General features: G+C 70.0%; 11 protein-coding genes. 3 read left to right on the top strand and 8 right to left on the bottom strand.

What is annotated here, in order from left to right:
- Positions 1-313 precede the first annotated feature (313 nt).
- Both FE811_RS28445 and FE811_RS28440 read right to left on the bottom strand, forming a co-directional pair.
- Positions 314-1543: a TonB-dependent receptor gene (locus FE811_RS28445; RefSeq protein WP_255469829.1), complete on the bottom strand. Its 1230-nt coding sequence runs from the start codon at positions 1541-1543 to the stop codon at positions 314-316.
- A 62-nt stretch (positions 1544-1605) separates the two neighbouring features.
- Entirely contained in the window at positions 1606-2394 is a 789-nt protein-coding gene (locus FE811_RS28440; protein WP_255469827.1) for a TonB-dependent receptor plug domain-containing protein, read from the bottom strand.
- A gap of 359 nt (positions 2395-2753) precedes the next feature.
- On the opposite strand from FE811_RS28440, the gene FE811_RS23220 reads away from it, so the two are divergent.
- Together FE811_RS23220 and FE811_RS23215 are read left to right on the top strand one after the other, a co-directional pair.
- Positions 2754-4421 (top strand): (2,3-dihydroxybenzoyl)adenylate synthase, encoded by a 1668-nt coding sequence (locus FE811_RS23220; RefSeq protein WP_072462919.1) that lies wholly within the window; start codon positions 2754-2756, stop codon positions 4419-4421.
- Positions 4418-4870 (top strand): chorismate mutase, encoded by a 453-nt coding sequence (locus FE811_RS23215; protein WP_072462918.1) that lies wholly within the window; start codon positions 4418-4420, stop codon positions 4868-4870. Before FE811_RS23220 ends, FE811_RS23215 begins: the two co-directional genes overlap by 4 nt.
- Here the strand turns inward: FE811_RS23215 and FE811_RS23210 are convergent.
- Genes FE811_RS23210 through FE811_RS23195 form a run of 5 tightly spaced genes read right to left on the bottom strand, consistent with a single transcriptional unit; the run spans position 4805 to position 8600 of the window.
- Positions 4805-5782: an ABC transporter substrate-binding protein gene (locus tag FE811_RS23210; protein ID WP_072462917.1), complete on the bottom strand. Its 978-nt coding sequence runs from the start codon at positions 5780-5782 to the stop codon at positions 4805-4807. The genes FE811_RS23215 and FE811_RS23210 overlap by 66 nt on opposite strands.
- Before the next feature lie 13 nt (positions 5783-5795).
- Complete coding sequence (locus FE811_RS23205) at positions 5796-6830, bottom strand: iron ABC transporter permease (protein WP_072462916.1); 1035 nt, start codon at positions 6828-6830, stop codon at positions 5796-5798.
- Complete coding sequence (locus FE811_RS28435; RefSeq protein ID WP_255469828.1) at positions 6827-6949, bottom strand: hypothetical protein; 123 nt, start codon at positions 6947-6949, stop codon at positions 6827-6829. The genes FE811_RS23205 and FE811_RS28435 overlap by 4 nt, the downstream gene beginning before the upstream one ends.
- Positions 6946-7824, bottom strand: a complete 879-nt coding sequence (locus FE811_RS23200) for an iron ABC transporter permease (RefSeq protein ID WP_255469826.1) — start codon at positions 7822-7824, stop codon at positions 6946-6948. The genes FE811_RS28435 and FE811_RS23200 overlap by 4 nt, the downstream gene beginning before the upstream one ends.
- On the bottom strand, positions 7821-8600 hold the full coding sequence (locus tag FE811_RS23195) for an ABC transporter ATP-binding protein (RefSeq protein WP_072462915.1): 780 nt from the start codon (positions 8598-8600) through the stop codon (positions 7821-7823). Before FE811_RS23195 ends, FE811_RS23200 begins: the two co-directional genes overlap by 4 nt.
- Before the next feature lie 89 nt (positions 8601-8689).
- Between FE811_RS23195 and FE811_RS23190 the strand changes: the two genes are divergently transcribed.
- Positions 8690-9931, top strand: a complete 1242-nt coding sequence (locus FE811_RS23190; RefSeq protein ID WP_140848952.1) for an LLM class flavin-dependent oxidoreductase — start codon at positions 8690-8692, stop codon at positions 9929-9931.
- On the opposite strand, the gene FE811_RS23185 is transcribed toward FE811_RS23190, so the two are convergent.
- A partial coding sequence (locus FE811_RS23185) for a condensation domain-containing protein (protein WP_219848928.1) occupies positions 9871-11825 on the bottom strand: 1955 nt, incomplete at its 5' end. The genes FE811_RS23190 and FE811_RS23185 overlap by 61 nt on opposite strands.

Here is an 11825-nt window from a genome sequence, read left to right as displayed (position 1 = left end):
CGCACCGGCTTCCCTCTTCGCTTTCGGGCCGGATCGACCCGAAAGAACCGTGATGCCTACATATAGGGATTAAGGCGCCGTATCCGTCAAGATTTTGTATTGACCTGCGACACTTTGTCCAAGAGAGGAAGTCAGACCGCTCACAACAACGGGTGCAGCGGACCTGAAGCAGGCCGATACGGTTTTGTACATGCAAATTTTCTGCTTGTGGTAGAGCGTCGTACAATTCGGAACCGGCCAGTCCAGGCCCGATGGATCAGCAGGCTCTTAGAGAAGATGAATGCCCCGATCCTTGTCGGGGCATTCGTTCGCATCAGAAGGTCATCTTCAGGCCGATACCCAGCTCGCGTGGCTCGACCACGGTGGCCTCGAAGCCGCCGATCGAGCGGCTGGCCCGCAGATAGGTCACCGAGCGGTCGTCGAACAGGTTGTTGACATAGGCGAAGGCCTGCAGGTTCTCGCGCGGTTGCCAAGTCAGCCGGGCATTGGCCACGGTATAGGAATCGACCCAGGTGTCGCGGTCCTCGTTGTCGTCGGAATAATAGCCGTCGGTATGGCGCAGCTGGCCGCTGAGCCGCCATTCCGGGGTGATGTCCCAATCGGCCGCCAGCGAAAGCGTATAGTCCGGGGACCGGCCGAAGCGATGGCCCTGGTAATCCGCCGCCGCGCTGGTGAAGCGGCTGATCTCGGTATGCAACAGGCCCAGCCCCGCCTTGACCCGCAGATTGTCGCGCAGCAGATAGTCCATCCCCAGTTCCAGGCCATAGGACTTGGCGCGCTCGGCATTGACGGTGATCGAACTGCCGATGTTCTCGGGCAGGCTGGTCACGACATAGCGCTGCGCATCATGGAGCTGGGTGTAGAACAGGTTGCCGGTCAGTTCCAGCCGGTCGTCCAGCAACCGGGTGCGGCCGAAGATCTCGTAGTTCCACGAGGTCTCCGCGTCGAAGGGCACGTATTCCCCGCTGGTCAGGTTCAGCGTCACCCCGCCCGGGTTGTAGCCCTTGCTGATCATGGCGCCGATGCGGGTCGATGCGTCCAGGTCATAGGCCAGCGCGATCCTGGGCAGCCAGGCGTCGAAGCTTTCGTCGTAATCCAGCACGTTCGGGGTAAAGCTCGACACGCCGCGCCGGGTGATGTCGTCGCGCTGATAGCGCAGCCCGCCGGTCAGGCTCCAGCGGTCGGCAAGGCGCCAGGTGGTTTCGGCGAATATCCCCAGGCTGTCCTTGCGGTCGTCATAGGTGGTGGTGCCGCGGTAATCCAGAAGCTCGTCCGAATCGGTGCGCGAGACGAACAGTCCCGCTACGCCGCTGATCCGGTCCTCGGGCGTCCCGAAGGTTACGCGCGTCTCGTTCGAGGTCACGTCCTGATCCAGGATCGCTGTGCCCGAGTCGACCGGCTCGGTCGAGCGTTTGATCCAGATGTCGGAATATTGCAGCTGGTTGAACAGCGTCCAGCCATTGCCGAATTCATAGCTGACATCCAGGATGGTGGTGTTCGTGCGCAGCCGCCAGCTGGGATTCGATGCGGTGGCGCTTTCCAGATCTTCATAGGGCTCGGTCGCGGCTTCCCAGTTCGGCCGGTTGGTCAGGCTGTGCGAGAAGGTCAGCTTGCCCTCGAATCCCGGCAGGTCCTTCGGCTGCCACAGCAGCTTGGCGCGGATGGTGCGGGATTCATGGTCCTGATCGGTCGAGCCGACGGCGAAATCCGGATTGGTATAGTCGATGTAATTGTCGCGCGCCCAGTCATCGACGGCGANATGCGCCCGGCCAGATCCTCGGACAAGGGCCCCGAGGCCATCAGGCTGGCGCGGCGGCGGCTGTGGCTGCCATATTCCAGCTGCGCGGCGCCCTCGGGCTGGAAAGTCGGATCCTTGGTCTTGACGATGATCGCCCCGGCGATCGAGTTCGCGCCCTGGGTCGCGGTCTGCGGGCCGCGAAAGACCTCGATCGACTCGACGTCCCAAAGCGCCTGGCTGCCCCAGACGATCTCGTTGTAGCCCAGATAATGCCCGTCCAGATTGAAGGCCAGCCGCGGGGCCGTGCCGCCGAAGAAGGCCACCGCGCCGGAATTCGGACCCTCGCTGTCCTGCCCGCGAATGGTGGGGGCGCCGCCTTGGCCGCCCGAGGCGACATAGGTCACGTTGGCGATGCCCGTCGGCGCATCGGCGATGCTGTCCTGCCCGCCGCTCTCCTCAAGGTCGCGCGTGGTCAGGACGGCCACCGAAGAGGCGGTATCCTTGATGCTGCGCGCCTGCTTTTCGCCGGTCAGGACGATTTCGTCCAGCCGCAGCGTCTCGGCCATGCCCTGATTGTCCTGAGCCAGCGCGGGGGCCGTGGCCAATGCCAGCATGGCGACCGTGCCAAGCAGCACCGGGATTTTATGTCCATTCATCTCCAAACCCTATCCAGATCTACTGCGGGCTGGCGAATGCTGGCTGCGATTTGCGATTCCGTTCCGCCGGCGGGAAACCGCCGAGCGACAGCGCCGGGTTAACCGATTGACAAGGCTTGGGGCAAGGGGTGGCGGCGCCTGGGAATCCAGGGCGTGACCCCTGCGCCACAACCTGCGCCGCAGGATCACTTTACACCCATCTGTGGTTGTGCGACAGTAATCCGATAAAAAAGATAAGATACCGTGCGTTCAGCCCTCCGCCAGTCGTCACGGTCGGGATTTCGGCGGAGCGGACATGGTCCTCCCTATCAAGGAAGATTTGCCCACCCTTCGCCAGCGGATTGCGAAAGGAGATTGCTGTGGCAGATCACGCTCTGGACTGGCAGGCCCGCTGCCCGTTCTGGCCCCGGGACGTCGCTGACCGTTACCGCGAGGCCGGGATCTGGCGATACGAGACATTCTTCGACCTGCTGGCGCGGCAAGCCGGGCGGCTGGGTCGGCGGATCGCCCTGATCGACGGTGCGCGGCAGATCGGTTACGATCGGTTGCACCGCGATGCGCTGGCATTGGCGGGCGGGCTTTCGGCGCTGGGACTGGTTCGCGGCGACCGGGTGGTGGTGCAATTCCCCAATTGCGGGGAGTTCGTCACGCTGTTCTTCGCGCTTTGCCGGCTGGGCGTCGTGCCGGTGCTGGCCTTGCCCGGCCATCGCGACCTTGAGCTTGGCCAGTTTGCCGATTTCACCGGCGCCCGCGCGATCCTGACGGCGCAGGAGCCCGGGGGGTATGACATGGTGGCGCTGGCCCGGCGGGTGCAGGACAAGGTTCCCTCGGTCCGGCATGTGGTGGTGCTGGGCGACGGCCGGGACGCGACGCCCTTCGACAGCCTGTTCCGTCCCGATCTCCCGCTGCCGGCCGGTCCCAATGCCGAGGACGTGGCCTGTTTCCAGATCTCGGGCGGGACGACCGGCGTGCCCAAGCTGATCCCGCGCCGGCACATGGAATATCTCTACAACATCCGCATGGCGGTGGCGGCCAGCGGGCTGGACGGCGATACGCGCTATCTGTGCGTGCTGCCGATGATGCACAACTTCCCGATGGCCTGCCCGGGTTTCCTGGGCACGCTGTGGGCCGGGGGCACGGTGGTCGTCGCACCCGAGCCCGAGGCCGGGATCTGCTTCGACCTGATCGCCCGCCATCGCGTCACGATGACCGCGCTGGTGCCGCCGCTGGCGCTGCTGTGGCTGGATGCGCAGGCCGGGCTGGGGGCGGACCTGTCGTCGCTGCAACTGCTGCAGGTCGGCGGCGCCAAGCTGAACCCGTCCAGCGCCCGGCGCATCCGGCCGGAACTGGGTTGCCAGCTGCAGCAGGTCTTCGGCATGGCCGAGGGGCTGGTCTGCTTCACCGCGCTGACCGACAGCGAGGAGCGTATCGTGAACACCCAGGGCCGGCCCATGTCGCCCTGGGACGAGCTGCGCATCATCCGCCCGGATGGGCGCGAGGCCGCCATCGGCGAGCCGGGCGAGCTGCAGGTCCGCGGCCCCTACACGATCCGCGGCTATTACGACATGGCCGGGCACAATGCCCAGGCCTTCACCGCCGACGGCTTCTATCGCTCGGGCGACATCGCGCGGCGCGACGCCGACGGCGCGATCACCGTCGAGGGGCGGGCCAAGGACCAGGTGAACCGGGGCGGCGAAAAGATCGGCGTGGACGAGGTCGAGGATCTGCTGGTCGCCCATGCCTCGGTGCTGGATGCGGCGGTGGTGGGGCGGCCCGATGCGCTGATGGGCGAAAGGCTTTGCGCCTTCGTGCTGGCCGCGCCGGGCACCACGCCCCGGCCGGGGGCGTTGCGCCGCCATCTGGCCGAGGCCGGGCTTGCCGCCTTCAAGATCCCCGACGAGGTGATCGTGCTGGATCGCTTTCCGCAAACCGGCGTCGGCAAGGTCAACAAGCGCCAGCTGCGCGAGCAACTGCGCGAGGCGCATTTCCCCGATCCCGTCGCCGCCCGGCAGGAGGAGAGTGCATGAGCCCGGCCGTCGTGGCGCCCGAGGATCTGGCGCCGGACCTGGTCCCGCCGGAAGCGGTGGCGGGGCTGGGCGACGTCCGGCGCGGCATCGACATGATCGACGCCCGCATCGTCGGGCTGCTGGGGCTGCGGCTGCGCTATGTGCTGGCCGCGGCGGACTTCAAGCCCGACATCGCCTCGATCCCCGCGCCGGAGCGGGTGCGGCAGATGCTGGACGAACGCGCGGCCTGGGCCGCCGAGGCGGGCCTCGCCCCCGATTTCATCGGCCCCCTGTTCGGGCAGGTGGCGGAATGGTTCATCCGCCAGCAGGTGGCGCATTGGCGGGCCTGCCGTGCAGAGCGGCCGGCCGCAGACCGCCGGTCGTCGGCCCCGGCGCCCTCGCCGTCAGCGCGGCCCCCCGGCCAGCCAGCCCTCGACCGCGTCGAGCGTGTGCATGGCGCTGGCGACTGAAGGGCTGGTGACCCTGGCGGAATCCAGGAACACCACCCGCCCCTCGCGCGCCGGGGCCATGAAACGGTCCCAGCCGGGCGAAAGCCGGTCCAGCGCCGCGCGCGCGGCCGCCTCGTCCCGCGCCGGGGTGGCGAAGCTGGTCATCACCAGCAGCAGGTCCGGGTTCAGGCCGGCCAGGCTTTCGGCCCCGATGGGCAGGATCAGCATCGAGCGCGACTGCCGGGTCGAGCCCTCGCCGGCGATCTCGGCCCGGCGATAGCCCAGGTCCTCGAGGGCCTGCACCGCGCCGGACATGCCGGCCACGACATTGGCCTGGTCGGTCAGCATGACGATGAGATAGGTCCTTTCCCCCGGCGCCTTGGGCAGGCGGTCGGGAAACCGGCCGCGCAATCCGTCAAGCCGGGCCTGATAGGCGGTCCTGAGTTCGCGAAAGCGGTCCTCGCGATGCAGGACGCGCGCCAGCTCCTCCTGCACGCTGAAGCCGTGGGCGGTTGCGGCGCTGCTGTTCTGCAGATAGACCGGCGCCGCCTGGGACAGGGCCTTGGCCTTGCCGGCATCGTAATCGGTGCCGATGATCAGGTCGGGCCGCAGCGCGCGCAGCTTTTCCAGGTTGATGCTGCCCACCGGGCCGATCCCGGGGATCGGGTCGGCATCCTTGGAACCTCCCAGCATCTCGTGCAGGAAATCCACCGCGGTCAGGCTGGAGCCGTCGTCGCCCCGGCCGTAGATTCCGACGACCGGCACGCCCAGCTCGATCAGCGGCACCGCCAGCACCGGCTCGTGCAGCGCCACGACGCGCTGCGGGTCGTCGGGGATCCGCACCTGCCGCCCCGTATCGTCGGTCACCTCGGCGGCCTGTCCCGTCCCGATGGCGGCCAGCGCCACAAGGGCGGTCATCAGCAATCGGCGCATCTCGTCCTCCTTTTCAGCTTGAACTCATCCGCAGGAACAGCCGCATCCGCATCGCCAGCACGAAAAGCGGCGCGCCCAGCGTCACCAGGACCAGCCCGACCGGCAGGCCGATATCGGTGCCGGCGTTGCGCGCCAGCATGTCGGCCGCCGTGACCAGCAGCCCGCCGGTCAGCGCCGCCAGCACCAGACGCGCCCGGCCCGAGGCGGGCGACAGCGCCGCCGCCAGCTGCGGCGCCATGACCCCGAGGAACATCAGCGGCCCCACCGCCGTCAAGGCGGCCGAGCTCAGCAGCACCGCGACGATCAGGACCGCCACCCGCGCCCATGCCGCATCCAGCCCCAGCGCCATCGCCATGGGCGTGCCGAGGTCGACCAGCCGCAGCGCCCGGCCAAGCAGCAGGATGGCGATCGGGCTGGCGGCGAACCATGGCGCCAGCATCGTCACCCGCGGCCAGTCGGCCAGGGCCAGCGACCCGGCCATCCAGCCGGCCAGCGCATGCGAGGTCTCGGGCGGGGTATAGAGTACCAGCACCGCCGTCACCGCCGAAAGCGTCGATTCCAGCGCAATGCCCATCAGCAGCACGGCCAGCCCGCCGGCATGGCCGCGGACCAGCGCCAGCAGCAGCGCCGCGACCGCAAGGCCGCCCAGCAGCGCCGCGCCCGGCAGCCAGGCCGGCGGCAGGCCGGGGGCCAGCACGGTCAGGACCATGATCGCCACCATCGCGCCCTGCGACAGGCCCAGCAGGCCCGGATCGGCCAGCGGATTGCGGGCCAGCGATTGCAGCATGGCGCCGGCCAGCGCCACCGACCAGCCCGCCATGAAGCCCAGAAGCAGGCGCGGCAGCCGCACCTGGTAAAGCGCGAAGGCCTGATCCGCATCCAGCGGCGCCAGCAGGTCCAGCCGCGTCTCGCCCCAGGACAGCGAAACCGCCCCCAGCCCCAGGCTCGCCAGCGTCAGGGCCAGCGCGGCGGCCAGATTCGCCAGTCCGATCTGCATCCCGCCCGGCAGGCGCAGCACGCGGCGGCCGTCCAGGGCGCGGCTGCTCATGCCTCGGCTCCGCGCAGGTAGAAGCGGCGCACCATCAGCATGAAGGCGATGCCGCCCAGAAGCTCCAGCACGACGCCGGTATGCAGCGCCAAGGGGGCAAGCGCCATGCGCGCGATCAGGTCGGCCAGCAGGCACAGGCAGGCCCCGGCCAGGGCGCAGCCCGGCAGCAGGCCCCGAAGCGCGGGCCGGTCAGCGGCCGCACCAGATGCGGCACCACCAGTCCCAGAAACCCCAGCGGTCCGCAGATCGCCACCGCCGAGGCCGAGGCCAGCACCGCCGCCCCCAGCGCCAGAAGTTGCGTGCGCGCCACGTCGATGCCCAGCGAGGCGGCCTTCTCGGCCCCCAGCGCCAGCAGCGACAGCCGGCGGGCCAGCAGCAGCATCGCCGCCATGCCAAGCGCCGCCAGCCCCCAGAAATCCGCCAGCCTTTCGGCATGGACATGGCTGACATTGCCGCCCAGCCAGCCCAGGTAATCCTGCCGCAGCGCCGGATCGGACAGCAGCAGCGCCTGCGTCAGCCCGCCCAGGAACATCGAGACGATCGCGCCGGACAGGATCAGCGCCAGCCCGCGCGGATCATGCGCATGGCCGGCCAGCCGCGCGACGCCGAGGCTGGCCAGGAAGCCCAGGCCGCCGCCCGCCAGCGCGGCCGATCCCTGCGCCCGCGGCTCCAGCCCCAGCAGGAAGGCGCCGGCCACCACCGCCAGCGCCGCCCCGGCATTGATCCCGACCAGCGAGGGCGAGGCCAGGGGATTGCGCAGCACGCCCTGCAGGACCGCCCCCGACATGGACAGCGCCGCCCCGGCCAGCATGGCGATCTGCGCGCGCGGCAGGCGCTGGTAGATCACGATGACATCCGCCTGCCGCGTCTCGTCAAAGCGGGCCAGCGCGGCCCAGATCCCCGAGGGCGGGATCCAGCTTTCGCCCGCCGACAGCGCCAGCAGCAGGCAAAGCGCCAGCGCCAGCACCGCAAGGACCGAAAAGCCGCGCCTCATGCGCTGGGCTCCGGCAGGGCGGGCAGGCAGATCCGCCGCCCCTCGTGGCGGATGACCTGCGCGTCTAGGTCGAAGACCTCGCGCAGGTTCGCGGCGTTCAGGACCTCGGCCACCGGCCCCGAGGCGCGGGCCTCTCCCCCCGACATCATCACCACCTCGTCGGCGAAGCTCAGCGCCAGGTTCAGGTCGTGCAGGACCGAGACCACCGTGCGGCCATGGCGCCGCGTCAGGTCGCGCACCAGCCCCAGCAGGGCATATTGATAGGTGACGTCCAGGTGGTTCACCGGCTCATCCATCAGCACGACGGGCGTGTCCTGCGCCAGCACCATGGCGATGAAGGCGCGCTGCCGCTGGCCGCCGGACAGGGCGTTGACCGGCAGATGCGCCTGATCCTGCAGCCCGACGATGCGCAGCGCCTCGCGAAACAGCAGCCGGTCGCGGTCGTCCGGCCCGGCGAAAAGCCCCTGCCGGGCATGGCCGCCCATCTCGACCAGCTCGCCCAGGGTCAGGTAGTCGGGGCAATGGTTCTCTTGCGGCAGCCAGGCGATGCGCCGTGCCAGCGCCCGGCGCGGGATGCGCGCCATGGGCACGCCGTCCAGCGTGACGCGGCCGGCCTGGGGACGCAGAAAGCCCATCACCGCCTTCAGCAGCGTCGATTTGCCGCAGCCGTTCGGCCCGACCAGCGCGGTGAAGCGCCCTGGCGCAAAACAGGCGTCCAGCCCGCGAATGACCGGCTTTCGGCCATAGCCGACCGTCAGGCCCTGGATGCGGATCACGTTTTCACTCCGGCTGGCAATCGCGTCCTCCGGTTCGTAAAGTAAAACACTCGGAATTATCCAGACGCAATTTTCACGAGGAGCATGCGATGGCGCGGATGCTGCATATCGGTCTGGCCCTTGCCCGGACCTGGGGGCCGCCGCCGGCCCCGGACCAGGCGCTGGCGCTGGATTGCGCGCTGGCGGTCCGGGCCGAGGCCGCGCATCTGGATTTCGTCTTCAAGCCAGACAGCCTTTACATCGACCCGAAGGGGGCGGGGCCGCGCATCGCGCGGGCGGCGCTGGATCCGACGCTGGTGCTGACCGCCGTGGCCGGGGCGACGCGGCGGATCGGGCTGGTCACGACGGTCTCGACCAGTTTCAATCCGCCCTATGTCGCCGCGCGGCAATTGCAGACGCTGAACTGGCTCAGCAACGGCCGGGCGGGCTGGAACATCGTCACCGCGCTGGATGGAGAGCGGAATTTCGGCCTTGCCGCCATGCCCTCGGCGGCCGAGCGTTACGCCCGCGCGGCCGAGTTCACCGATGTCGTGCGCCGCCTTTGGGACAGCCACGGTGCCGAAGGGCTGGCGGCCATCGACCATTGCTGCGCCTTCTATCAGGTCGAGGGGCCGCTGAACGTGCCGCGCCATCCCGCGCGCGTCGCGCTGTTCCAGGCCGGCGCCTCGGCCGAGGGCCGCGGCTTCGCCGCCTCGGTCGCCGATGCGATCTTCGCCTCGGTCCCCGACCCTGCCGCGGGGCAAGAGCTGCGGTCGGACCTGCAGCGCCGGGCCCGCGCCGCCGGCCGCGACGACGCGCCGCGGCTGCTGCCGGGCTTTCACGCCTATCTGGCGCCCAGCCGGAGCGAGGCGCAGGAGATGTTCCGCGAGGCGCAGGCCCGCCGCGATCCTGCCGCGCTGCGGGCCAAGCTGGGGGCGCTGGTCGGCCGCGACCTGGGCGACTGGCCCGAGGACCGCCCCCTGACCCCCGCGGACCTGCCGGCCGGGGACGCGGCGCTGCGCAGCCGCACCCATTCGGGGCTGCTGCAGCGGCTGATCCGGCAGGAAAGCCCGCCCCTGCGCGACCTGCTGCTGCGCCCCGAGGTCGCCAATTCCGGGCACTGGACCTTCGTCGGCACCCCGGCCGAGGCCTTGGCCGAGATCGCCGCCTGGTCGGATGCCGGGGCCATGGACGGCTTCATCGCCCTGCCGGGCGGCAGCGGGGAATCGCTGGACCTGCTGCTGTCCGAACTGATCCCGGCGCTGGCCGAGGCGCGGCGCTTTCGCCACGCCTATGCCGGAGAGACGCTGGCCGCGCATCTGGGGCTTGCCTCGCCGGCGTCCAGCGGCTGATCGTCCTGCGGCTGTGCAAAGCGGGCCAGCATCGCCTCGACCGCTTGGGTGATCCGGCGGATTTCGGCGGGGCCGTAGCGGTCGGCGCGATGGCTTAGCATGATGCGCAGGCCGGCGGTCTCGTCCGCCACGTCCTCGACGATCTCGAATTGCAGGCCCAGCAGCGATTCCGCCTTGTCGGGGTCGATCTGCCGGTATTCGACGCGGCTGCCGTCCATCAGCGCGATGGCGCCGTTCATCCGGTTCCGGGCGTGGAGCTGGATGAAGACCTCGAACATCTCGTCCAGCCGGGTGACGGGATTGCCGGTCAGCGCCTCACCCACCAGGTCCAGCGGGACCTCGGAATGCGGCAGCGACCGGGCGATGCGGTCGCGCACCTGCGCGATCAGGGCGGCGGGCGTGTCCTGAGCCCCCAGCGCCAGCCGATGCGCGGTCATGGTGGTGAAATAGCCCACCGTGTCGAACCAGGCCGGATCGTTGCGCCCCGAGGCCGAGGTGCCGATCACCAGGTCGCCGATGCCGCCCAGCCGCCCCAGCGCCGCGCCGATCGCCGCATAGGCCGTCGCGAAAAGCGAGGCCGCGTTGCGCCGCGCCGTGGCGTAAAGCCCGCGTGCGACCTCGGCCCGCAGGTCGATCCGGGTCCAGCCGCCCTGCGGGTCCTGCCCGCCCGGCGCAGCGCCGAGGATCGGGCGGGCACGCGGTGCGCCGCGCAGGTGATCCAGCCAGTAGTCCAGATGCGCGCGGTCCGTATCCGCCGCCCTTTGCGCGGCGGCGAAGCGGTGGAAGCCCGGCGGCTGGTCGGGCCAATCCGGCGCCAGCCCCGCCGCGCGCTGGCGATAGGCGTGGCCAAGCTGGTCCATCAGCAGGTTCAGCGACCATTCGTCCAGCACGATATGGTGGAACAGCATGGACAGCACCTGCTCGTCCCCCTCGCGGAAGAAGCGCAGCCGCAGCGGCAATTCGCGGGCAAGGTCGAAGACATGGCCGGCCTCGGTCCGGCGGTTTGCCTCGCCCGCCTCGGCGCTGGTCCAGAACCAGCGATAATTGCCCAGCCGCTCGACCGGGACCACTTCTTGCAGCGGCTGGCCGTTTTCCTCGCGGAAATGGCTGCGCAGCACGGGATGGCGGCGGATCAGGTCGCCGAAGGCCAGCCCGAAGACCGCTTCGTCCACCGGGGTCGGGAAACGCAGGGCAAAGGGCAGATTGAAGATGCCGCCATAGCCGAAGGCGGCATAGGCCTTCCACAGCGATTGCTGCGCCAGCGACAGGGGCGCCGCCTGGGGCCCGGCCGCGTCGTCCCCGGCTGCGGGCATCGGTGCGGCCGGCGCGCTGCGGGTGGCGATCCCGGCCAGCGCGAGGGCGGTCGGATGGCGGAAGATGTCGGTGAAGCGCAGGGCGATGCCATGCTCGGCCTGCAGCCTGCCGATGATCCGGGTCGCGACCAGCGAATGCCCGCCATGGTCGAAGAAATCGTCCTCGGGCCCCATTCCGGGCGCGCCGAGCGCCTCGCGGAAGGCGGCGAGGATCAGGCCCGTCAGCGCGTCCGCGGGTTCGTCGGCCGGCACCTTCGGCGCCAGGACGGGCCCGGGGCCGGGCTGGCCCGCGATCTGGCGCGCGCGGCGGCGGTCGGGCTTGCCGTTGGCCGACAGCGGCAGCGCCGGGATTGCAAGGATGCGGTCGGGAAGGTGCGATTGCGGCAGCCGCTCGCGCAGGAAGGCGCGCAGCGCGGCCGGTTCGGGCAGGTCGCGGCCGGCGACCAGCGCGGCCAGCACCGTCTCGCCCCGCGCGTCGGGAATGTCTACGACCAGGGCCTGCGCGACGGCGGGATGGGCGGCCAGCTCCGCCTCGACGTCGGCCAGCGAGATGCGCACGCCGCGCACCTTGACATAGCCGT

The organism is Paracoccus sp. FO-3, from assembly GCF_006386455.1.
Lineage (GTDB): Bacteria > Pseudomonadota > Alphaproteobacteria > Rhodobacterales > Rhodobacteraceae > Paracoccus > Paracoccus versutus.
Note: the sequence above shows the minus strand (reverse complement) of the source record. Positions and strands in the feature narration are given on the sequence as shown.

Coding starts and splice junctions, on each gene's coding strand:
- FE811_RS23215 (WP_072462918.1), top strand. CDS start 4,418: ATGAGCCCGGCCGTCGTGGCGCCCGAGGATCTGGCGCCGGACCTGGTC.
- FE811_RS23210 (WP_072462917.1), bottom strand. CDS start 5,782: ATGCGCCGATTGCTGATGACCGCCCTTGTGGCGCTGGCCGCCATCGGG.
- FE811_RS23205 (WP_072462916.1), bottom strand. CDS start 6,830: ATGAGCAGCCGCGCCCTGGACGGCCGCCGCGTGCTGCGCCTGCCGGGC.
- FE811_RS23200 (WP_255469826.1), bottom strand. CDS start 7,824: ATGAGGCGCGGCTTTTCGGTCCTTGCGGTGCTGGCGCTGGCGCTTTGC.
- FE811_RS23190 (WP_140848952.1), top strand. CDS start 8,690: ATGGCGCGGATGCTGCATATCGGTCTGGCCCTTGCCCGGACCTGGGGG.